General features: G+C 69.9%; 18 protein-coding genes and 2 pseudogenes. 8 read left to right on the forward strand and 12 right to left on the reverse strand.

The features are described from left to right. Positions 1-50: 50 nt before the first annotated feature. Positions 51-350: pseudogene (locus Q2K21_RS34080) on the forward strand (transposase family protein); the annotation flags it as partial. A 66-nt stretch (positions 351-416) separates the two neighbouring features. Here the strand turns inward: Q2K21_RS34080 and Q2K21_RS34085 are convergent. Further along, on the reverse strand, positions 417-1,178 hold the full coding sequence (locus tag Q2K21_RS34085) for a phosphoglyceromutase (protein ID WP_310779733.1): 762 nt from the start codon (positions 1,176-1,178) through the stop codon (positions 417-419). Between the two features lie 176 nt (positions 1,179-1,354). Between Q2K21_RS34085 and Q2K21_RS34090 the strand changes: the two genes are divergently transcribed. Further along, positions 1,355-2,659, forward strand: coding sequence for an MDR family MFS transporter (locus Q2K21_RS34090; RefSeq protein WP_310779735.1), 1,305 nt, complete (start codon positions 1,355-1,357; stop codon positions 2,657-2,659). Positions 2,660-2,777: 118 nt separating this feature from the next. Here the strand turns inward: Q2K21_RS34090 and Q2K21_RS34095 are convergent, their stop codons facing one another. From Q2K21_RS34095 to mshA, 4 genes and pseudogenes are all read right to left on the reverse strand, one after another. Next, complete coding sequence (locus Q2K21_RS34095) at positions 2,778-3,266, reverse strand: cupin domain-containing protein (RefSeq protein ID WP_310779737.1); 489 nt, start codon at positions 3,264-3,266, stop codon at positions 2,778-2,780. Between the two features lie 39 nt (positions 3,267-3,305). Further along, a pseudogene (locus Q2K21_RS34100) lies at positions 3,306-3,482 on the reverse strand (DUF4267 domain-containing protein); the annotation flags it as partial. A gap of 25 nt (positions 3,483-3,507) precedes the next feature. Further along, positions 3,508-4,008: a type III secretion system chaperone family protein gene (locus Q2K21_RS34105; protein ID WP_310779739.1), complete on the reverse strand. Its 501-nt coding sequence runs from the start codon at positions 4,006-4,008 to the stop codon at positions 3,508-3,510. 70 nt (positions 4,009-4,078) lie between these two features. Next, positions 4,079-5,407 carry a D-inositol-3-phosphate glycosyltransferase gene (gene mshA / locus Q2K21_RS34110; protein ID WP_310779741.1) on the reverse strand — a complete coding sequence of 443 codons (1,329 nt, stop codon included), beginning with the start codon at positions 5,405-5,407 and terminating at the stop codon, positions 4,079-4,081. A gap of 281 nt (positions 5,408-5,688) precedes the next feature. Between mshA and Q2K21_RS34115 the strand changes: the two genes are divergently transcribed. From Q2K21_RS34115 to Q2K21_RS34125, 3 genes are all read left to right on the forward strand, one after another. Beyond that, positions 5,689-6,507: a class I SAM-dependent methyltransferase gene (locus Q2K21_RS34115; protein ID WP_310779743.1), complete on the forward strand. Its 819-nt coding sequence runs from the start codon at positions 5,689-5,691 to the stop codon at positions 6,505-6,507. Between the two features lie 249 nt (positions 6,508-6,756). Then, positions 6,757-7,839, forward strand: coding sequence for a C40 family peptidase (locus Q2K21_RS34120; protein ID WP_310779745.1), 1,083 nt, complete (start codon positions 6,757-6,759; stop codon positions 7,837-7,839). A gap of 334 nt (positions 7,840-8,173) precedes the next feature. Continuing rightward, positions 8,174-9,469 (forward strand): PP2C family protein-serine/threonine phosphatase, encoded by a 1,296-nt coding sequence (locus tag Q2K21_RS34125; RefSeq protein ID WP_310779747.1) that lies wholly within the window; start codon positions 8,174-8,176, stop codon positions 9,467-9,469. A 187-nt stretch (positions 9,470-9,656) separates the two neighbouring features. On the opposite strand, the gene Q2K21_RS34130 is transcribed toward Q2K21_RS34125, so the two are convergent. The 4 genes from Q2K21_RS34130 to Q2K21_RS34145 form a co-directional block, all read right to left on the reverse strand. Further along, complete coding sequence (locus Q2K21_RS34130; protein WP_386275915.1) at positions 9,657-9,992, reverse strand: DUF2516 family protein; 336 nt, start codon at positions 9,990-9,992, stop codon at positions 9,657-9,659. A gap of 135 nt (positions 9,993-10,127) precedes the next feature. After that, positions 10,128-10,772 carry a hypothetical protein gene (locus Q2K21_RS34135; RefSeq protein ID WP_310779749.1) on the reverse strand — a complete coding sequence of 215 codons (645 nt, stop codon included), beginning with the start codon at positions 10,770-10,772 and terminating at the stop codon, positions 10,128-10,130. A gap of 134 nt (positions 10,773-10,906) precedes the next feature. Beyond that, on the reverse strand, positions 10,907-11,398 hold the full coding sequence (locus tag Q2K21_RS34140; protein ID WP_310779751.1) for a helix-turn-helix domain-containing protein: 492 nt from the start codon (positions 11,396-11,398) through the stop codon (positions 10,907-10,909). A 117-nt stretch (positions 11,399-11,515) separates the two neighbouring features. Further along, complete coding sequence (locus tag Q2K21_RS34145) at positions 11,516-13,432, reverse strand: protein-arginine deiminase domain-containing protein (protein ID WP_310779754.1); 1,917 nt, start codon at positions 13,430-13,432, stop codon at positions 11,516-11,518. Positions 13,433-13,820: 388 nt separating this feature from the next. Between Q2K21_RS34145 and Q2K21_RS34150 the strand changes: the two genes are divergently transcribed. Both Q2K21_RS34150 and Q2K21_RS34155 read left to right on the forward strand, forming a co-directional pair. Then, complete coding sequence (locus tag Q2K21_RS34150; protein ID WP_310779756.1) at positions 13,821-14,660, forward strand: nitroreductase/quinone reductase family protein; 840 nt, start codon at positions 13,821-13,823, stop codon at positions 14,658-14,660. A 324-nt stretch (positions 14,661-14,984) separates the two neighbouring features. After that, positions 14,985-15,956 carry a zinc-binding dehydrogenase gene (locus Q2K21_RS34155; RefSeq protein ID WP_310779758.1) on the forward strand — a complete coding sequence of 324 codons (972 nt, stop codon included), beginning with the start codon at positions 14,985-14,987 and terminating at the stop codon, positions 15,954-15,956. A 71-nt stretch (positions 15,957-16,027) separates the two neighbouring features. Here Q2K21_RS34155 and Q2K21_RS34160 read toward each other — a convergent pair whose 3' ends face one another. Together Q2K21_RS34160 and Q2K21_RS34165 are read right to left on the reverse strand one after the other, a co-directional pair. Continuing rightward, positions 16,028-18,130 (reverse strand): phosphotransferase, encoded by a 2,103-nt coding sequence (locus Q2K21_RS34160; RefSeq protein ID WP_386275908.1) that lies wholly within the window; start codon positions 18,128-18,130, stop codon positions 16,028-16,030. 306 nt (positions 18,131-18,436) lie between these two features. Then, positions 18,437-19,330: a winged helix-turn-helix domain-containing protein gene (locus tag Q2K21_RS34165; protein WP_310779760.1), complete on the reverse strand. Its 894-nt coding sequence runs from the start codon at positions 19,328-19,330 to the stop codon at positions 18,437-18,439. A gap of 193 nt (positions 19,331-19,523) precedes the next feature. Between Q2K21_RS34165 and Q2K21_RS34170 the strand changes: the two genes are divergently transcribed. Then, entirely contained in the window at positions 19,524-19,706 is a 183-nt protein-coding gene (locus Q2K21_RS34170; protein ID WP_310779762.1) for a hypothetical protein, read from the forward strand. Positions 19,707-19,731: 25 nt separating this feature from the next. Here Q2K21_RS34170 and Q2K21_RS34175 read toward each other — a convergent pair whose 3' ends face one another. Continuing rightward, positions 19,732-20,799: an aminoglycoside phosphotransferase family protein gene (locus Q2K21_RS34175; protein ID WP_310779764.1), complete on the reverse strand. Its 1,068-nt coding sequence runs from the start codon at positions 20,797-20,799 to the stop codon at positions 19,732-19,734. Positions 20,800-20,872: the final 73 nt, after the last annotated feature.

Consider the following 20,872-nt stretch of genomic DNA (forward strand, 5'->3'; position numbering starts at 1 on the left):
TGAGGGAGGTGTTCGAGGTCTCAACTCGCCGGCTCAGAAGCCCTGTTGGCACCGCCCACGCCTGCACGGCCGCGGTGATCGGCCTGCTCGCCGACCGCACGCCCGGCCTACTGCGCGCGCTACGCGAAGCCGACCCCGACCACGTCCTGCTGGACGGCACCCTCGCCGAGTGCGACCGGGTCGTCGACAGCCGCGCCGATTACTCGCACAAGCACCGCCGGCACGGAGTGAACGTGCAGGTGGTGACCGACCCGGCCGGGCGATTGCTGATCTCACCCGCCCTGCCCGGCCGCGCCCACGACCTGACGGCGGCCCGCACCCGCCGGATCATCCTGACGGCCCAGAGACGGCCCAGAGGCAGCGAAAAGCCCCCTCCCAGCGTAGAAACCGCAGGTAGGGGGCTTCTTCGTAGGCGCTTACTTCTTCTTGCCCTGGTTCTTGACCGCCTCGATCGCCGCCGCGGCCGCCTCCGGGTCGAGGTACGTGCCGCCGGGGTTGACCGGCTTGAAGTCGGCGTCCAGTTCGTAGGAGAGCGGGATGCCCGTCGGGATGTTCAGGCCCGCGATGTCGGCGTCCGAGATGCCGTCGAGGTGCTTGACCAGCGCGCGCAGGCTGTTCCCGTGGGCCGCGACCAGGACCGTGCGACCGGCCAGCAGGTCCGGGACGATGCCGTCGTACCAGTACGGGAGCATGCGGAAGACGACGTCCTTCAGGCACTCCGTCTTCGGGCGCAGCTCCGGCGGGATCGACGCGTAGCGCGGGTCGTTCGCCTGGGAGAACTCGGAGTCGTCCGCGAGCGGCGGGGGCGGGGTGTCGTACGAGCGGCGCCAGAGCATGAACTGCTCCTCGCCGAACTCGGCCAGCGTCTGTGCCTTGTCCTTGCCCTGGAGGGCACCGTAGTGACGCTCGTTCAGGCGCCAGGAGCGGTGGACCGGGATCCAGTGACGGTCGGCGGCCTCCAGCGCGAGCTGCGCGGTGCGGATCGCGCGCTTCTGGAGGGACGTGTGGACCACGTCGGGCAGCAGGCCGGCGTCCTTCAGCAGCTCACCGCCGCGGACCGCCTCCTTCTCGCCCTTCTCGTTGAGGTTGACGTCCACCCATCCGGTGAACAGGTTCTTCGCGTTCCACTCGCTCTCGCCATGGCGGAGGAGGATCAGCTTGTACGGTGCGTCGGCCATGGCCCCGAGCGTAATCGAACCTTTTGATCGATTGCGCACCAGCCCAGCAGGCGGACCACCGCTCCCTCGACCGTCGGACGGTTGACGGCTTCTGTTAATTGAGTGGCCGCCCCGGGCACCGCGCTCGTAAGTTGTGACCACCGCCTGAGCCGCTTACACCCTGGGGGGACCCCGCCATGCCACTCGCCACCCTCAGACGTGCCGCACGGGACACCGTCTCCGGGCTTCCCCGCGAGTTCTGGTGGCTGTGGACCAGCACGCTCGTCAACCGCCTCGGCGCCTTCGTCGCCACCTTCATGGCGCTGTACCTGACCCTGGACCGCGGTTACTCCGCCTCGTACGCCGGTCTCGTCGCCTCACTGCACGGACTCGGCGGGGTCATCTCCTCCCTCGGCGCGGGCGTGATGACCGACCGGCTCGGACGGCGGCCGACCCTCCTCGTCGCCCAGTCGTCCACCGCCGTCTCCGTCGCGCTCCTCGGCTTCATGCGCGACCCGGTCGCGATCGCGGCCGTCGCCTTCCTGGTCGGCATGGCGAGCAACGCCTCCCGCCCCGCCGTGCAGGCGATGATGGCCGACATCGTCCGGCCCGAGGACCGGCTGCGTGCCTTCTCCCTCAACTACTGGGCGATCAACCTGGGCTTCGCCGTCTCCTCCATGGCCGCGGGCTTCATCGCCGAGTACAGCTATCTCGCCGGGTTCCTGATCGAGGCGGGGATGACCATGGTGTGTGCCGTCGTCGTCTTCGCCAAGCTGCCCGAGTCCCGGCCCGTGGAGGTCGGCAAGGAGGCCGCCGAGGACGTGGGCCTCGGCACCGTCCTGCGCGACGGCCGCTTCATGAGCGTGGTCGGTCTGTCCTTCCTCGTCGCGCTCGTCTTCCAGCAGGGGTCCGTGGGCCTACCGGTGGCGATGGGCGACGCCGGCTTCACGCCCGCGGACTACGGCATGGCGATCGCGGTCAACGGCGTGCTGATCGTGGTGCTCCAGATCCCGGTCACCCGTTTCATCGAGCACCGCGACCCGCGCCGGCTGCTCGTCGTCTCGTCCCTGCTCGCGGGATACGGCTTCGGGCTCACCGCCTTCGCGGGCTCGGTCGGCGTGTTCGCGCTGACGGTGTGCGTGTGGACGCTGGCGGAGATCGTCAACGCGCCCACCCAGACCGGCCTCGTCGTCCGCCTCTCCCCCGCGCACGGGCGCGGCCGCTACCAGGGCATGTACACGATGTCGTGGTCGGTGGCGGCCCTGGTCGCTCCGCTGATGTCCGGCTTCGTGATCGACCGGCTCGGCGCGGAGTGGCTGTGGGGGCTGTGCGCGGTGGTCGGCACGGCGGCGGGCGTCGGGTACGGGGCGTTGATGCGCCGCCTCCCGGCGGAGGGGACGACCGAGCAGTCGACCGAGGAGACAGCCGAGCAGTCGGCCGCGGGGGCGGCAGCGGGGGCCACGAACGTGAAGGCGGCCGGGGCGGAGATCAGCACTGCCTGACGGGTGCCTCGCACAAATGAACGGCGCGCGGGGCGCGTACGGCGAGAGATCGTGCCGTACGCGCCCCGCGCGCCGTTCAGGCTCCGGCACCGGTCCCCGCGCCGGGCCGCACCAGGAATCAGCGTCGGTCCCACACCTCGCTCGCCACGAAGTGGTTGTCGTAGAGCTCCTGCACCTCCAGCAGCGACTCCGGCGGCACCTTCCCCAGGCCGATGCGCTCCAAGTGGCGGAAGTACTCGAAGCGTTCGATCCCCGGCGTGATGACGATCAGGATGTCGGCGTCCTGCCCGGGCGCGGCGGCGAAGGCGTGCGGCATGCCCGGCGGCACGACGACCAGGTCGCCCTGCTCCGCGGTGACGATCTTGTCGCCGGACAGCAGCTGCGCCGTGCCGTCGAGCATGAAGAACATCTCGGCCGAGCCGGTGTGGTGGTGGGGCCGTGCCCCGTCCGCGCCCCCGGTGAGGGTGATCCGTTGCGTGGACAGCGCTCCTCCGGTCGCGCTGCTGTCGGCCAGCAGCCGTATGGTCGCGGGGGCCCGGCCGACCACTTCCGCGTCGGCGGAGCGGACGACCACGGACGAGTCGAAGTGCGGCACGATCAGCGACATTTCAGAACTCCCCGGTAAGTGCTTGACGGATCAAACAGATCAAACGGATCGAACGGCGAAGAGCAGTGCCGCGGAGGCGAGTACCACCACCGCCGTGGCGAAGTGGATACCGAAGGCGGCGGCCCGCGTGCCGCCATGGCGCAGCACGATCAGCGTGTCGCCGAGCGGCACGAGGGCGACGGCCGGCATGAACCAGGCCTCGGCATGCGCTCCGGCTGCGCGGTAGGTGCGGTCCGCAGGCTCAGCCATCGGAGCGCCCGGTCAGATGACTGAACGCCTCCAGGTTGCGCGTCGACTCGCCGCGCGACACCCGCCAGGCGTACTCCTTGCGGATCGCGGACGCGAAACCCAGCTCCAGAAGGGTGTTGAAACTGCCGTCCGCCGCCTCCAGGACCGAACCGAGCAGCCGGTCCACCTCGTCCGCGGTGACCGCGGCCAGCGACAGCCTGCCGGTCAGATAGATGTCGCCGAGCGGGTCGACGGCGTAACTCACCCCGTACAGTTTGAGGTTGCGCTCCAGCAGCCAGCGGTGCACTCCGGACTCGTTCTCGTCCGGGTGCCGGATCACGAAGGCGTTGAGGGACAGGGAGTGCCTGCCGACGATCAGCGAGACGGTCGTCGACAGCTTGCGCGTCCCGGGGAGCTTCACGACGTACGAGCCCACCTGCGGACTCTCCCACTCCAGTTCGGCGTCCTTGAGGACCCCTTCGATGACCTGTGCCGCCCGCTGTTCCTCAGACATGCTGGGAGCGTACGCGACCGGTGCCGGCCGTGAGGCGCGCCGGGACACCGTGCGACCGGCGTCAGCCGTACTACGCGCGCACCCGGCGCCGATGGGCCTGTATGGCCGCCGTGTACACCTCGGCCGTCGCGGCGGCCGCCGTGTCCCAGCCGAACGACTCGGCGTGCCGCGCCGCGGCCTCGCCCATACGGGCGGACAGCCCCGGGTCGTCGGCGAAATCGCGCAGTACGCGCGCGTAGGCGGCGGGATCGTGGCCCTGAACGAGGAATCCGGTCCGCCCCTCCCGGACGGCGACCGGCAGCCCGCCGACCGCGGCCGCCAGCACCGGCGTACCGGTCGCCTGCGCCTCGATGGCGACGAGCCCGAAGGACTCGCTGTACGACGGCATGACCAGCAGGGACGCGGCCCGGAACCAGTCGGCGAGTTGGTCCTGCCCGACGGGCGGCCGGAAGCGTACGACATCGGCTATGCCCAGCCGGGCGGCGAGCTTCTGCAGGCCCTCCGGCTTGGCGAGACCGCTGCCGCTGGGTCCGCCCACGACGGGCACGACGATGCGGGAGCGCAGCTCGGGGCGTTCGTCGAGGAGGACGGCGACGGCACGCAGCAGCACGTCGGGCGCCTTGAGGGGCTGTATGCGCCCCGCGAAGAGCGGGATCAGCGCGTCCTGGGGAAGCCCGAGACGGGCGCGGGCGGCGGCACGGCCGTCACCCGGCCGGAAGCGCTCCAGATTGACGCCCGGATGCACGACGGCGACCTTGCCCGGGTCGGCCGCGTAATGGCGCGCCAGTTCATCGGCCTCTTCGGTGGTGTTGGCGATGAGCCGGTCGGCGGCGGCCACGATCTGGGTCTCGCCGATGACACGGGCGGCGGGCTCGGGGGTGTCGCCCTCGGCGAGGCAGGCGTTCTTGACCTTGGCCATGGTGTGCATGGCGTGCACCAAGGGAGCGCCCCAGCGCTGGGCGGCGAGCCAGCCGACATGGCCGGAGAGCCAGTAGTGGGAGTGGACGAGGTCGTAGTAGCCGGGCCGGTGGCCGGCCCAGGCCTGCATCACGCCGTGCGTGAAGGCGCAGAGCTGGGCGGGGAGGTCCTCCTTGGCGAGGCCTTCGTACGGTCCGGCGTCGACGTGCCGGACGAGGACGCCGGGGGCGAGTTCGACGGTCGGCGGGAGCGCGGCGGTGGTCGCCCGGGTGAAGATCTCGACCTCGATGTTGATCGCGGCGAGACGCTGGGCGAGCTCCACGATGTAGACGTTCATACCGCCGGCGTCGCCCGTGCCGGGCTGGTGGAGCGGTGAGGTGTGCACGGAGAGCATCGCGACGCGGCGGGGGCGACGGTGCAGCCGCAACCGCGGGGCAGCCGCCGGAGAGCGACGCCCGAGCCTGCTGACGTACTGGCTCACGTGGCGTTCCTCCTCGCTGCGGGCATGCCTTTGGGGACGGCGCAGGACGCCCTCCAAGCAATGCGAACGCCGGAGGAGGGCGCTCCATTTCCCCTACAGGCGCCTTTACCAAATCATTACCCTCTATCGCTCAAACATTCGAGTGCTGAGAGCGTGCTCCTACCGCCGTCCGCCGGCCTCACGGCTACGGGGGCACCGGCCGCCAGGAGGAGCGACCCCCTCCCTGCCGAGTTATCCACAGGGCGGGCCGCCCTCCTTCCCGGCCGCTTACTCTCGTACGCATGTCAACCCGCGCCGCGTCCCGCCCCGTGGGTACGGTGACGCGCGGGACCACCAATCCGAACCGGCTGCGCCGGATGGACCGCTGGATCGCCGCGGTCCACGGTGCGGAGCTCCGTCGTACGGCGGACCCCGTGGCCGTCGACCTCGGGTACGGGGCCGCCCCCTGGACCGCGGTCGAGCTGCTGCAGCGCCTGCGCACCGCCGCGCCCCGCACCCGCGTGGTCGGGGTCGAGATCGAGCCCGCCCGGGTCGCCGCCGCGCAGCCCTACGCCCGCGAGGGCCTGACCTTCCGGCACGGCGGCTTCGAGGTGCCCGTACCGGGCCGCCCGTCCCTCATCCGTGCCGCGAACGTCCTGCGGCAGTACGAGGAGAGCGAGGTCGCCGCCGTCTGGGAGCGGTTGTGCGCCCGGCTCACCCCCGCCGATCCGGCGACGGGATCCCGTGGCGGTCTGCTCGTCGAGGGCACATGCGACGAGATCGGCCGCCGCCACGTGTGGGTCGCGCTCGGCCCCGAGGGTCCGCGCACGGTCACCTTCGCGACCCGGCTCGGCTCCCTCGACCACCCTTCCGACCTGGCCGAACGGCTCCCGAAGGCGCTCATCCACCGCAACGTCCGGGGCGAGCCCGTGCACGCCTTCCTGCGCGACTTCGACCGCGCCTGGGCCGCCGCCGCGCCCTACGCCTCGTACGGCGCACGCCAGCGCTGGATACGCACGGTCCGCCGGCTGACGGCGGACTGGCCGGTGACCGACGGCCCGGCGCGCTGGCGCCAGGGGGAAGTCACCGTGGCCTGGGGGGCATTGGCGCCGCGCGCGTGAACCACGCCTGACCTGCGGGGAACGATCTTCCTGAGTCGTTCGTCACATACGCGGGAAGATCGTCGTAGGAGGGCGGGCGGCAGGGGAGGGAATTCGTCGTACTAAGTGCGGCAATCGTCGTACTGCGTGCGGCAGGAGAGGGAGTTTTTGCGCTGCTCCGCCCTGCCTCTGTCACTTCGGGCGTCGACATGGCACGATCCCCCAGGCGACCGTAAGTTACTGACGGTAAATCAGATTAGGGGAAGAACTATGGGATCCGGGAAGCGGACCCTGACCGCGGCGGCCATCGCCCTGGTCTGCGCGGTCACCGTGCTGGGCACGCCCGGCGCGGCGTCTGCCAGCCCGAGCCGGCCTGCCCCGACACCCACCCCGTCCGGCAGTGGGACCGAGACGTCCACCAAGGACCTCGAAGCGGTCCGTACGAAACTGGACACGCTGTACCACGACGCCGCGGTCGCCACCGACGCGTACAACGCGGCCGAGGAGAAGAGCGAGAAGCAGTCGGCGCAGATCGTCGAGCTGGCCCGGGAGATCGTCAAGGGTCAGGAAAAGCTGGCCGAGTTGAAGGACCGTGCGGGCGCCGCGGCCCGCGCCCAGTACCGCAGCGGCGGTCTGCCGCCCGAGGTCCGGCTCTGGCTGAGCGACAACCCGCAGGAGTTCCTCGACGACGCGGGCACCGTGCGCCAGGGCCAGCACGCGACCAAGGGCCTGCTCACCGAGCTGACGCGCACACAGGAGGACTTGCAGCAGTACGCGCGCGACGCCTCCGACCAGTGGGAGAAGCTGGAGGCCAACCGCAAGGCCAAGGCCGCGGCCAAGAAGAGGGTCGAGAAGCAGATCGCCGCGGCGAAGAAGCTCGAGTCCCGGCTCAAGAAGCGGGAGCAGAAGCGGCTGCGAAAGCTGGAGGAAGAAGCCGCGTACAAGGCGCAGTCGGCCTGGCTGGACTCCGGCATACTCCAGGAAATCAGCGGCAAAGCGTCCAAAGAGGGCAAAAAGGCCGTGCGGTTCGCGACCCATCAGATCGGAAAGCCGTACGTGTGGGGCGCCGAAGGCCCGAAGTCGTACGACTGCTCGGGGCTGACCTCCCAGGCCTGGGAGGCGGCAGGCACCGCCATTCCGCGCACCTCGCAGGAGCAGTGGAAGCAGCTCAAGCACGTCGACGTCAAGGACATGCGCCCCGGTGACCTGATCATCTACTTCAACGACGCCAGCCATGTGGCGATGTACATCGGCGAAGGCGCGATCGTCCACGCCCCGCGCCCCGGACGGACGGTGACGATCGCCGGTGCGGGCTCGATGCCGATACTGGGGGTCGTGCGGCCGGATGCGTAAGCCGTCGGGGGCCGTTGACGTCGACCGCCCTTCGGATTCGCCCTCGGTCGCGGGGTGGGCTTGGTTCCTGCCGACCGCCGAGTGATATGGCCCACGTGACGGGGCGCACGCCGCCCCTCGCCCCAAACCTCCGCCCCGCGTGACATTCGTCATCCCCGGTGGATCCCACCGTGTCCAACTGCGGTACCGGATGCGGCATATGACGGGGGCCGGTTGCCCAACACCACTCGGACAGGCATTCCGTTGCGGGCTCGGCTACCGCTAAGGTCCCCGTCGGTGGGTCGAGGTCCCTCGCCCCACCGTGCCCTCGGGGGGAGGGAAGGAACCCAAGACGATGCCCGTACCCGTACCGCGGCAGAGAGTGATCCCGGCCGTGGGGAGTGGTCAGGCTCAAGCCGCGTCCCTGCCCGGAACCCAGGCCGCACAGGAGCCGGCCGCCCGTACCAAGGCCACCGCCGACACGCTCACCCTCCTGGTGATCGAGGACGACCCGAACGGTTCCCCGATCGTGCCCGAGATGCTCGACTCGACGGGCCGCCCCATCCGGCTGCGTACCGCCCGCAACCTCACCGAGGCCGAGCGGCTGCTCACCGACGACGTCCACTGCATCCTGCTCGACCTCGCGCTGCCCGCCCCCGGCCGGTCCGCCGAGGAGGACGACGAGCTGGCCGTACTGCGGCACGTGCTGCAGCTCGCGCCCCGCCATGCCGTCCTCGCGCTCACCGCGTCCGACGACGCCGAGCGGGGCACCGAGGCGGTGCGCGTCGGCGCCCAGGACTACCTGTTCCGCGACGAGCTGGACGGACGGCTGCTGAGCCGGGCGATCCGGTACGCGGTCGAACGCAAGCGGTCCGACACCGCCGAGCGGCGGCTGACCGAGTCCAAGCTGCGGGCGCAGGAGAACGCCCGTCTGGAGCGCGGCCTGCTTCCCAACCCGCTGCTGGACGGCTCCTCGCTGCGCTTCGCCGCCCGCTACCGCCCGGGCCGCTCGCGCGCGCTGCTCGGCGGCGACTTCTACGACACGGTCCGTACGCCGGACGGCACGGTGCACGCGATGATCGGCGACGTCTGCGGGCACGGCCCGGACGAGGCCGCGCTCGGCGTGGAACTGCGCATCGCCTGGCGTGCGCTGACGCTGGCGGGCCTGTGCGGCGACGAGCTGCTCTCCACGCTCCAGCAGGTGCTGGAGCACGAACGCGACAACGACGAGATCTTCGCGACGCTGTGCACGGTGGACATCGCGCCGGACGGCCGCCGCGCCGGACTGTGCCTGGCCGGCCACCCGTCCCCGCTGATCGCCCGCCCCGACCGGCCGGCCGAGCTGCTGCCGTACGCCGGCAACGGCCCGGCGCTCGGCCTGCTGCCGCACGCCCGCTGGCCGCGCACGCAGGTCGAGCTGGGTCCCGCCTGGAGCCTGATGCTCTACACCGATGGTCTGATCGAGGGCCGCGTCGGCGAGGGCGGGGAGCGCCTCGGCCAGGACGGCATGGTGGAACTGGTCCGGCGCCGGCTGACCGAGGGCCTGACCGGCGAGGCTCTGCTGCGCGCGACGGTGAACGAGGTGCGCGACCTCAACGGCGGGGAGCTGACGGACGACGTGGCGGTCGTCCTGCTCGACCGCGAGCCGTAGCCGTAGCCGACGCACGTGAACTGGTGCGGCCTACCGCCCGCCGTCGTGCGCCTGCGCGGCTCCGCCCCCGCACCCCGCCGGGGCTCCGCCCCAGACCCCGTTCCTCAAACGCCGGAGGGGCTGAGAAATTCAGCCCCTCCGGCCCATAGCCCATCACCCGCCGCGGAAAACCAACCGGTGCGGCGGCCTACCGCCCGCCGTTGTAAGGACCGTACGGACCGTCACTGCTGCTTCCGCGGCGGCGGCGGCCCCAGCCGCCGCCCGAGACGTGCTTGAGGGCGGGGCGGACGTCCACGAAGAAGACGATCGTCGCGACGAGGCCCGCGAGCTGCAGGAAGAGCATCGGCACCAGCAGGTTCACCGCGACCGTGATGCCGAGGATGATCAGCCAGAAGCCCTTGTTCTGCTTGTCCGCGGCGCGGTACGCGTCGTCACGGAAAAGCGCGGCCATGACCAGTGCCACCACGGCGAGCACCAGCATGGCGAGGTAGAGCAGCGACAGGAAGCCGCCGAATGCCGTCATCAGCACAATGCCCACCACCAGGTTCGAGTCCTTTGTACGGCAACCGTACCCGGGTCCGGCGGCCGCGTACCCGTAAGAACGGGCCGGGCACTCCCAGAGTGCCCGGCCCGTTCCACGGGGTCCGTCGTCCGGCGGTCAGTCGACCGGCGGCGTGGTCTTCTTCGCCACCGGCTTGCGGACCGGAGCCTTCTTCGCCACCGGCTTCTTCTCCGGGACGGGCTCGATCCTGGCCTCGGCCGGCTTCGGCTCGTCCTTGACCTCGACGGGCTCCGCCTTCGGCTCGACGGCGACGGCGAGCTCCTCGATCTCCTCGGCGGCCTCGCCGCGCCACGTCCGCACGGCCTGCTCACCGTGCTCGGCGACCTTCTCGTAGGTCTCACGGGCCTTGACCGCGTACTCGGCGGCGACGCCGACGCCGCGCAGAGCGAGGTCCTGGGCGGTCTCGCCGAGCTTCTTGAGGTCGGTGTCGAGGGTGGTGCCGAGCTTCTTGATGTCCGAGTCGAGCGTGCCGAGGAACTCGGTGACCTTCGTCTGAAGGGTCTCCTGCGTCTCCTTGACCCGGGCGGAGGCCTCCTTGGCGCGCGCGGTCGCCTTCTCCTGCACGGCCTTGGGGTCGGTGTTGCGCACGGCCTCGATGCGGGCCGGGGCCTCGGCGCGCAGCTGCTCGACCAGGCCGGGCACCTTCTTGGCCTGCTGGATGGCCAGGTCGGCGGTGCCGGCGGCGAAGTAGAGCGGGGTCGGGTCGCTGAAGGTCTTACGCAGGTCGTCGGTGATGGCCATGGAGATGGTCCTCCCGGTTCGGCTTTCGGCTGAGGGTTTTGGGTGGTCCGCGGGGCGCCTTCCGGTCGTCCCGTACATCAACGTCCTGGTCGGGTCCGTGGTCGCGGTCGAATCGGTGATTTCGGTCTTATCGGTCAACTGGCGGTCTGCTGCGGACCGGCATCGGCGCCGTCGGCCGTGCGGGAGCCGGGGGCGGCAGCGTCCTGGATGTGGTCCGTGTTCCGAGCCTCCTGAACCGCCGGGCCGTCCTCGTTCGCCGTGCCCGCCCGGACGATCTCGAATCCGTTCTCCTTGCGGAAGGATTCGTAGATCTGGAGCAACACCTGCTTCTGCCGCTCGTTGAGCGTGGGGTCGGCGAGGATGACGGCGCGCGTCTCCACCTCGTCCCGGTCCCGCTCGGCGTCGAGGATGCCGGCCCGCACGTACAGCGTCTCGGCGGAGATCCGCAGCGCCTTGGCGACCTGCTGCAGCACCTCCGCGCTCGGCTTGCGCAGCCCGCGCTCGATCTGGCTCAGATACGGATTGGACACCCCGGCGGCGTCGGCGAGCTGCCTGAGCGACAGCTGCGCATTGCGCCGCTGTTCGCGCAGGTACTCACCGAGATTGCCGACGTTGAGCGATGCCATGCCTCCACCTTGCCCCACCCGCGCTAACAATTGCAAGCACCCGCTTGCAAAAGTGCGCCACGCCACGTGCGCATGCCCGAAGGGGGGCCGAACGCCGGTTCCAGCTGCTGGTCGCCGCTAGCGCTTCCACCAGGGCGCCGAGGTGTCCCGCAGCGTGTTCGTGCCGCAGTGCACCTCGCCCCTCCCGTAGTGGTAGGTCTCGTAGTCGTCGATGTAGGACACCTGCATCCCCGCCTTGCCGTACGCGGCGTCGACCGCCTCGGTGAAGATGTCCTTGCCGTCGATCACCGGCCCCCACTGCTTCGGCGCGAGGTAGCGGTCCTTGCCGAGGACCACGCCGTTGACCGCGCCCGGTATGTACGCGACGGTCGCGGTGTCCTCGACGGCCGTCGTCAGGTCCTGCTGCCGGCCGTACTGCGCCGCGGCCGGTCCGTCGACCGAGGTGCCGAGCCGGGTCAGTCGCGCCGCCCCCGCGAAGTCACCCCCTTCCACGTCGTTCTGGCTCGTGAACAGCGCGGGCACCCGGACCACCTCGGCGTCGGTGATGCCGGTCTCCCGCTTGAGGATCTCCAGGTTGGCGGCGATGTGCCGCGCGGCAAGGGCGTTGTCCGCCCGCGTGTGGTCGTTGGCGAGCACCTGGTTGATGGTCTCCTTCGGCGCCGGCAGGTACCCGGTGCCCTTGAACGAGAACATCTTGGTCGCGCCGTGGCCCGCGGCCTTCGCGTCCTTGAGCAGCTTCATGCCCGCATCGGGGTCGGCGACGGCGATCCGCCAGCCGCGCGGCGTGTCGGCGGGCAGGAACTGGACGAACTCGTCCACATGGCCGATCTGGAGCCACGAGGTGTCCAGCAGCAGCGGGTTCTGCATGCCCTGCGACGCCAGCAGCGTCCGCATCTCCTTGGCCGGCTTCTCGCCGCTGTCCTTCCGCTCGCCCATGATGATGCGCCCGGCGGGGTAGGACCGGCCGCCGTTCTCGTAGGGAGGGATGGTCTCCAGGTTGCCCATGGAGTCCAGGCCCGAGTCCCAGGCCCTGCGGCTCTGCTCGACCTGCACCGCGCCGACGTCGCGACCACGCAGCTTCTCGAACACCTGGCGGCCCGCCGTACGGTTCGGCTGCGCCGAGCGGATCATGACCCGCATGCTCTGCGGCTTGCCGCCGGGGCCGGCCATGGAGACGTATCCGGGTTCCAGGAAGTCCTGCGCCCAGATGTCGTCGGCCTTCGAGGTGAACTTCACCAGCGGTGCGGTGATGCCCGCCTGCTTGACCTGGGTCTCCAAGTCCTTGACGAACTTCCGCTGGGCGATTTCGTCCGGATTGCTGCCGCGCAGCTCGGTGACCAGGACCTGCTGCGCCTGCTGGAGATGGTGCTGCGTGAGCAGCGGGGCGGCGTGCAGGGTGACGCGGTCGGTGGTGGTCATGGCGCCGCCGCCGGGGCTGACGTTCAGTTCGACGACCGCGGTGCCGTCCCACACCGCCCGGTCACGTATGACGTCGGTGCCCTCCATGCCGAGCTCCACCCCGGCGCGCAGTTCGGCGGCGGACAGCCGGGTCGTCGGTGTGACGACGGCCCAGCCGGTGGCGCGCTTGACGAAGAGCCGCGTGTACTTCGCGCCGGTGCCGACGACCTTGACCGTGCCGGTGGCGCTGCCGCCCAGCCCGGGCATCGGCACGGTACGCAGGCGGGCCAGGTCGGCGGCGTCCGCCGTGCCGTTGACCTTGGTGTCGGCGGCGTCGTTGCACTTGGCCAGCATGGCGTCGGACAGCGGCTTGCCGTCTGCGCCGGTGGACTTGCACCGCTTGGTGTCGTCGTCGATGTTGGGAAGGAAGACCGCCCCACGCCCGGTGGTCCAGCTGTCCTCACCGGCCCTGTCCATGCTGCCGCGGGTGACGTCCACGCGGCCGTCGCGGTTGACGTCCGCGCGCAGGTCCGCCCGGACGATCGGTTTCGCGGCGAAGGCGGGAGCCACGGGAGCCAGCGTCACGCCCGCCAGCGTGATGGCCAGGACGGTCCGTACCGCAACAGTCTTACGCAACCTGCGTGTCCTTCTCGTTGATGAGTCCGGGTCAGGTCGCCCAGAGTCAATTGATCTTGAGGTTTGCGTGGAAGAAGAGGCCCGACCGGGCACGGAGGTTGCGTCGTCGAGAGCGAGTACGAAACGAGTACGAAGCGAGCAGGGCGGGGGAATCCGCGTTGCGGCGGTCCCGCCGGGGCGCTAGCGTCGCGGCCATGACTGCCGGGTCGGCCGTGGGCCGTGAGCGAGTTGGGTGCCCGGCCTCTGAGTGAGGCGGGGGCGGGCCAGAGGTCCGCCGGTTCTTCTGTTCTCCCAGGTACTCCGAGGTTCTCCGAGACCTCCGAGGTTCTCCGAGACCTCCGGGATCTCCGAGGTTTCCTCCACCAGGCCGAACAGAAGAAAGCAGAGAATGCCCAACGCCTTCAATCAACAGATCATCGATGAGTTCCGTGCCCACCGCGGCCGCGTGGGCGGCCCCTTCGAGGGCGCGCGACTGCTCCTGCTGACCACCACCGGCGCCCGCACCGGCACCCCGCACACCACCCCCGTCGGCTACTACCCCGACGGCGGTGACCGCGTCCTCGTGATCGCGTCGGCGGGCGGCTCCCCCCAACACCCCGACTGGTTCCGCAACCTCGTGGCGAACCCCCAGGTCACCGTGGAAACAGGCGTGTTCACCTACGAGGCGACAGCGGTCGTCCTGGACCGCGCCGCACGCGACCGCGCCTTCGCCCGCGCCGTCGAGAGCGACCCCGGCTGGGCCGAGTACCAGGCCAGGACCGACCGTGTCATCCCGGTCGTCGCCCTCCACGAGAACGCCCGGCCGGGCCCGCCGAACATCGACGCGTCCTCCCCCGGTGAGGCCGTCAAGGCCGTCCATGACGTCTTCCGCCGCGAACTCGGCCTCATAAGGAAGGAGTTCACCGCCGTGCGCGGCGGCCCCGCCCTCGGCGCCCAGCTCCGGGTCAACTGCCTCACGCTCTGCAGGGGCCTGCACAACCACCACACCGGCGAGGACGTCGCCATGTTCCCGTTCCTCGCCGACCGCCACCCGGAACTCGCCCCGGTCCTCGACCGGCTGCGCCGCGAACACGAGCGGATCGCCGCCCTCCTCGACGACCTGCGCCGGGTCGTCTCGCGGGAGGACGCCGACCCCGCTCTCGTGCTCCGCGAGGTGGAATGCCTCATCAGCGAGCTGGAGGCCCATCTGGCCTACGAGGAGGAGAAGTTGGTCCCCCTGCTCGGGTGATCCCCGCCACCGGGTGACCGTCCGCTGTTCGACAAGGCGCGGGCACGGTCATGACTCGGTCGACCTTCCCTAACACGGGCCCCCTCGTGGAAACGGCCGACCGGGGGCGTCTACCGCGACGGGCGCGCGCTGCCCCGGTGGGTCACCGGGGCAGCGCGCGTGCACCACGTCCCCAGCCCGGTCTCACTCATCGGCCGAGCTCCTGCGCACTGGCGTACGCGGCCGGGACGGGCCCCGGCTTGACCTCAACCAGGCTTGAGGTCGAAGACTCCATAGTGCACGGCCACGGACACGGACCCGGACCGACGAGCGAGGAGTTGACGCATGCTGGCGGCACAGGTGAAGGATTTCGGCGGCCCGGAGATGCTGGTCCCGGTGGACCTCCCGGACCCGGTGCCGGGCCCGGGCGAGGTGCTGATCGACGTGGCGTACGCGGACACGATCTTCGTGGAGACGCAGGTGCGGTCGGGCTGGGGCCGGGAGTACTTCGGGGCGACGCCGCCGTATGTGCCGGGCGGGGGCGTGGCGGGGGTGGTGGCCGCACTGGGCCCGGACACGCCCGCGGACCGGCTGGGGCGGAGGGTGGTGTCCTTCGTGCGGGGAAGCTACGCACAGCGGGCGGTGGCACCGGCGTCCTCCCTCACCGCCGTGCCGGACGGCCTGGACCTGCTGACGGCGGCGGCCCTGGTCCACGACGGCGTGACGGCGACGGGCCTGCTGGAACATACGGCGGTAGGTGAAACGGACCGTGTCCTGATCACCGGCGCGTCGGGCGGCATGGGGACACTGCTCGTCCAGCTGGCCCACGCCCGGGGCGCCCGGGTGGTGGGCCTGGCGCGGGGCGAGGCGAAGCTTGCCCTGGTACGGGAACTGGGGGCGGACGAGGTGGTGGACGCCACGGATCCGGACTGGCCGTCCCGGGCGCGGCACGCGCTGGGCGGTACCGACGGCGCCGCGGAGGTGGTGCTGGACGGCGTGGGAGGCGAAACAGGCGCCCGCGCCTTCACCTTGACGGCGGACGGCGGCCGCTTCTCGGCGCATGGGGCGCCGTCGGGAGGCTTCGCCGCGGTCGACCCGGCGGAGGCCGAACTTCGTGGCATCACGCTCTTCGGGATCGCGGACGTGCAGTTCGACGAGCCCACCCTGAGACGCCTCACGGCGAGCGCATTGACAGAAGCCGCGCAGGGGCGGCTGCGGCCGGTGATCGGGGAGGTGTTCACCCTCGCCCGGGCGGCGGACGCGCACGCGGCGGTTGAGGGGCGGGGGCTGGTGGGGAAGGTGCTACTCCGGATGTGACGACACCTCGGGCAAGGATTTGCCTCCCCGGACCAGCCGTCGAGGTCGGTGCGGTAGTTCTGCGCGGAGAGTCAGACGTCCACCGAGAGCCCCGCTGTCCGTTTCCCCTCGTAGTCTCCGTGCGGCAGGGCCCGGGCAAGATAGGGGTTCACCGTGGATTTGTCCGGCAGACCCAGCACGGCCGTGGCCAAGGCCAACGTCATCGCATAGCTGTCGACCGCTCGCCGGACGTTGGGGGCCTCCAGGCTGTCGCCCGTCACCAGGCGGTCGAGGTCCACATAGGCGGAGCGGATGATCTCGATCCACCGGTACACGCGCCAGTCCTCCTGCCAGCCCTTTGTGCAGTCGTCCGGCAGACGGCGCGACCAGCGGTTCAGCAGCCGCCGGCGGATGTCCGGGCGCGTGGGCGTCAGGTGCATATGACGGACCAGGTCGTACAGCGGGTCGCCGAGCGCGGCCATCTCCCAGTCGATGAGGGTGAGGCCACCGTCCTCGCGGCGTACCAGGTTCCACGGGTTGAGGTCGCCATGCAGGAGCACCGGCCGACGCGGAGTGAGGATGTGGCGGGTCAGGATCTCGTCCAGCCGGACGCTGTCCGGAAGTCCCAGCTCCCGCGCCAGATCCCTGGTGGCCTTCGGAAGTTCGCCGACCAGGCGGACCAGTTCGGCCCGCAGCCAAAAGTAGAAGTCCAGGCCCCTGAATATGGGATCGATCTCATGGCCAGGGACGGACGCCAGTTCGCCGAGCTGGTCCACAAGGTCGTCCGCCTCATGCGGCAGCAGTCCGTCCGCGGGGTGGTCCGGTGGACGGATACCACCCTTCGGCCCTTCATAGGTGTGGATGGTGAACTGCTCGTGCAGACCGCTGGTGCCCAGGGCCAGCACGCGTGGCGCACGCACGCGGATCCCCATCCGTTCGATCGCGCCCAGGACGGCGTGCTCGTTGAGGAAGCGGCGCTCCAGCGGGTTTGCGGACCCCACCTTCCGGCGCACCATGACAGGGAAGTCGATCCCCTCCACCTGCACGGCCGTATTGAGATGGGCCGTGCCCTTGAACACCCGGTCCGCGGAGGCGGCCCCTTCCTCGAACAGGGCACGGTTGACCGCCCAGAGGGGAAAGTCCGGATGGACCGGAACCCGTCTGTCACGCTGCCAGACGATCTGGAACATGGTGCGTTCCTTGCTGGGTCGGACCCCGTGGGACTCGTTCCACCGGAAGAGAATGCGCTCGATCTCGCGCTCGTCCGGCACGCTCGTGAGACACAACGGCTCCTCCGCCGCGACCAGCGCCCGGTGCACCGCCTGCGTCGCGGCGTCCAGGTCCCGCTGGTCGAAGGGGTCGCCGAGCGACTTGGCGGCGCGCATGACGTCGGGATACACGGACTGCGCGCGTTCAAAAGCCAGATAGTGCTTCAGGTCCCGGTCGAGCCCGATGACGGCCTTGCTGCGCCGCTCTCCCATGACCCTGCGCCACGCCTCGATGACCTCGTCCCATTGGTGGGCGGGGTACTGCATACGCACCAGATGGGTGGCGAGGTCGTGCAGGGGATCGCCGTACGTGGCCAGTTCCCAGTCGACGCAGATCAACGGCGGATCTCCGTGGTAAGAAACGATGACGTTGTCCCGGTGCAGATCCGTGTGGAGCAGGCTGAAGGGCCGGCTGACGAGCGCCGGGACCCGCTCCGCGAAGCGGATCATGGCGTCCTCGGGGATGCCCAGCATCGCGAAAAGACCGCCGAACTCCGCCCAGTTGCGCTGTCTGATCTGCTCCTCCGCAGCGAACGCCAGCGCCCGGAGAAAGGCTCTGCTGTCCCGGTTGGAACGGGGCCAGGCCACCGGCAGCGGAGGCAGGTGCTGCCTGGGCACCTGGGTCATGTCCGCGAGGAGGCTCGCGAGAGCGGTGATGAGGTCGGAGTTCAGCGGGGTGCCGTTGGGGCAGATGCTCGACAGGGACATGCCCTCGACATAGCTGAGGACCACCATGTCCCGATGCTTGGCCAGACAGCGCGGAACGTGAGGGAGCACGCCGTAGATCGTGTTGAGGATCTCCGACTCGTCCTGCCAGGTCCTGATGACCACCGACAGCGCCGACGGGATCCGCTGCCGCACCGTGACCGGTGCCCCGTCGTCGCAGGCCACAAGTCGGGAATCCTGCTCGGTGAGCGGCTTCACCATGTAGTTCAGATTGTGATGGCCCCGGCTGAACGAACCCACCGCCCGGGCGTAGCGTACGAACCTCTCATACGCATCGTCCGCCGACCACTCCAGCGCGCGGTGGCGAGGCACTGGTGGACCGCTCAACGGTGACTCCTGAATAGCTGTGCGGCGCCATAGATGTTCATGCGTCGCGAACAAGGTGGGCACACCCTAGGGCATCGGAACGCACGCGAAGGCGTGGACTCCGGCATTCGGCGAAGATCCGAGTGCCGGCCGCACTCGGAAGGATCAGGCCGTTCGAGGTCCCCGGGTATCGGCTGCCTGTCAGGCGTCCTCGGCAAGCAGGTCCCAGCAGGAGTCGAACCAGGCCTGCATGCTCTCCATGAACACGGAGCCGGGGGCGTCCGGGTCCCCCTCGTCGTTGACGTGACGGGTCAGCGTCGATCCCAGCCCCAGCACGTCCAGGGCATCGACCTCGCTACCGTCCTCCATGAGGATGGTCCGCTCCACGGGCTCGTAGGGGCCGAACAACGCGTCGGCGCCCCGGCGCAGGTAGAGCTTGAAGGCCGGAGTCAGCGGGATATGGCGGATCTGCACGTCGACGAACGGCACCAGGCCCTCGGTACGCAGGTCCTGCAGGGCCGACAGCAACGAGATCGTGTGCCGCTTGGTGATGGCGCGGAGCCGTTCCCGGAACTGATCCTGCAACCTGGGATCAACAGCTTCGCCGTCCCCGTCCTTCGCACGGGGGTACGGCATATGGAGCGTCTCAGAAGGCAACAGCATCCGCAGTTCGATGTGCTCGGGTCGTACCTCTCCCAAGCGGATTCGCTCGGCCTGCAGCCGTACATGGGCGTCCAGACTCTCGGACGTCAGGGTGAACACGTCGAGCTGTACGGTGGGTTGGGCGAAGGTGCGGGCGATGAAGGGGCCCAGAGCCGCCCGCACCCGCGGTGCCTCCACCCGCACCACGGAATGGAGGGGGATCTTCACCACGCGGGAGCCGCTGCCCTGGCGGGACTCGATCCATCCCTCGCTCCTCAGCGCGCGCAGAACGCGCTGCACGGTGTCGCGCGAGACCGTCAACTCATCCGCGAGTTCCCGTTGCGGGGGCAACAGCGAACCGAGCCCGTAGGTGCCGTCGGCCATGCGCGTGCGCAGCACGTCCAGGACACGCTCGAACTCCTTGCCGCCTCCGTCGCCGCGTTCCGTACTCACACCGCGACCGTACCTCCCCCGGCCACCGGGCAAACCGCTTTCAGTCGAATCGGCAGCCCAACTTGACTGATTGCACGACCGAAGCTTCCAGGGCGTTAAGGGATCAAGCAGTCAGGGGACAACAAGAAAAAGGCAACCAGTCCAATTGGACGACAAGTTGATCGATTCAGCGAAGTGGACGGGGTGGGGCAGCATGGTCTTCCTTCAACTGGCGGGAACAGCCGTCCAATTCTTGGTCACGGAGCTGATCCAGTCGGAGATCGGCTTTCCGGGCGTCCTGCTCCTGAGCCTGGCGGCGATCGGCATACGGACCCGCAACACGGCCCTGACCAGCTCGGCGGCCGTCTTCTTCGTCCTCTTGATGACCCAGGCCTGACTGCCCAGACCGTCGACGAACCGCCTCAGCAGCCTGCGTGGCGGCGTAGCGCGGCCTCGATCTCTTGGCGGCCCGGCAGGGAGTCGAGGCCCAACGGCACGGCCCCTGCCCGCAGTACGGCCTCGAGCTTCGAGGTCACCTGACGGAGGTTCCGAGGCCTCACGCGCCCCTCGCCACTCAGGGACTGGGACGTTCGGATCACGTCGGTGAAGACGGACTGCGCACGCTTGAAGTCCAGCAGTCGAGGCAGGTCCTCGCACCACCCCCGGGCGCTGCCGGGCCTGACGTGTTCGACGGCTTCGCACCACCGCAGCGTCATCTCCTGTTCCTGCCGCTTCGGGTACCGCATCAGATAGAGATGCGTGGCGAGGTCGTAGAGCGGATCACCGAACATCGCCAGCTCCCAGTCGATGGTCCACAGCCCGCCTTCGGCGTCGACGATGAAGTTCTCGCGGTGCAGATCGGCGTGCAGGAGACAGAAAGGGCGCTCGGTCAGACCCGACACATGCTTTCTGAGGTGCTTGAAGGAAACGTCGTTCACGCCCAACGAGTCGAAAAGCGCCTGGAATTCCGGCAGGTTGTCGCGATAGACGCGCTCCTCGGCGAACCAGATGAGGCGTTCCAGGAACCCTTCCGTGTCACCGCCCTCGGGCCGGTCCTCCGGCCTGCACTGCCGCTCCACTGGGAGGGTCTGCGGAGTGATGCCGGCCAGTTGCCGGAAGAGATCCACGACCTGTTCGGCCATGCTCGGGGGCAATGCCCGGCCGGAGCCGTGGCGCGACCCGACCGTATGTCCCTCGATAAACCTCTGGAAACCGAGGCCTTCCACCTCGATGAGTTCGGGTATCCGCACGACGCGCCCTTGCAGGGCCCGCAGCAGCCGCTCCTCGGACGCGAAACAGCGCCGGTCGAACCAGAGCAGGTTCTCGCGTGGCTCACGGCATTTCACACGCATCGGAGCTCCGGTCACCGGGGCCGGCAGCGGGAACACATAGGTCTCGTGGTGATAGCCCTGGAGCGGGCCTACGACGGCATGCGAGTCCGCGCTCATCTCAGCGGCCCGCTGCCGGGCCCTCGAAGATTCGGGTGACATCGCCCCTGATTTCTTTCTGCGCCGAGGGGTAGGGCAGGCACGGTACTCCGCGTGGGCGCAGAGCACCGAAGGA

This window comes from Streptomyces sp. CGMCC 4.7035 (genome assembly GCF_031583065.1).
Lineage (GTDB): Bacteria > Actinomycetota > Actinomycetes > Streptomycetales > Streptomycetaceae > Streptomyces > Streptomyces yaanensis.

Bases quoted from the DNA above. Each gene is read 5' to 3' on its own strand.
- Q2K21_RS34085 (WP_310779733.1), bottom strand. From the start codon at position 1,178: ATGGCCGACGCACCGTACAAGCTGATCCTCCTCCGCCATGGCGAGAGC.
- Q2K21_RS34090 (WP_310779735.1), top strand. From the start codon at position 1,355: ATGCCACTCGCCACCCTCAGACGTGCCGCACGGGACACCGTCTCCGGG.
- Q2K21_RS34095 (WP_310779737.1), bottom strand. From the start codon at position 3,266: ATGTCGCTGATCGTGCCGCACTTCGACTCGTCCGTGGTCGTCCGCTCC.
- Q2K21_RS34105 (WP_310779739.1), bottom strand. From the start codon at position 4,008: ATGTCTGAGGAACAGCGGGCGGCACAGGTCATCGAAGGGGTCCTCAAG.
- Q2K21_RS34115 (WP_310779743.1), top strand. From the start codon at position 5,689: ATGTCAACCCGCGCCGCGTCCCGCCCCGTGGGTACGGTGACGCGCGGG.
- Q2K21_RS34120 (WP_310779745.1), top strand. From the start codon at position 6,757: ATGGGATCCGGGAAGCGGACCCTGACCGCGGCGGCCATCGCCCTGGTC.
- Q2K21_RS34125 (WP_310779747.1), top strand. From the start codon at position 8,174: ATGCCCGTACCCGTACCGCGGCAGAGAGTGATCCCGGCCGTGGGGAGT.
- Q2K21_RS34130 (WP_386275915.1), bottom strand. From the start codon at position 9,992: ATGACGGCATTCGGCGGCTTCCTGTCGCTGCTCTACCTCGCCATGCTG.
- Q2K21_RS34135 (WP_310779749.1), bottom strand. From the start codon at position 10,772: ATGGCCATCACCGACGACCTGCGTAAGACCTTCAGCGACCCGACCCCG.
- Q2K21_RS34140 (WP_310779751.1), bottom strand. From the start codon at position 11,398: ATGGCATCGCTCAACGTCGGCAATCTCGGTGAGTACCTGCGCGAACAG.
- Q2K21_RS34150 (WP_310779756.1), top strand. From the start codon at position 13,821: ATGCCCAACGCCTTCAATCAACAGATCATCGATGAGTTCCGTGCCCAC.
- Q2K21_RS34155 (WP_310779758.1), top strand. From the start codon at position 14,985: ATGCTGGCGGCACAGGTGAAGGATTTCGGCGGCCCGGAGATGCTGGTC.
- Q2K21_RS34160 (WP_386275908.1), bottom strand. From the start codon at position 18,130: ATGGTGAAGCCGCTCACCGAGCAGGATTCCCGACTTGTGGCCTGCGAC.
- Q2K21_RS34170 (WP_310779762.1), top strand. From the start codon at position 19,524: ATGGTCTTCCTTCAACTGGCGGGAACAGCCGTCCAATTCTTGGTCACG.
- Q2K21_RS34175 (WP_310779764.1), bottom strand. From the start codon at position 20,799: ATGTCACCCGAATCTTCGAGGGCCCGGCAGCGGGCCGCTGAGATGAGC.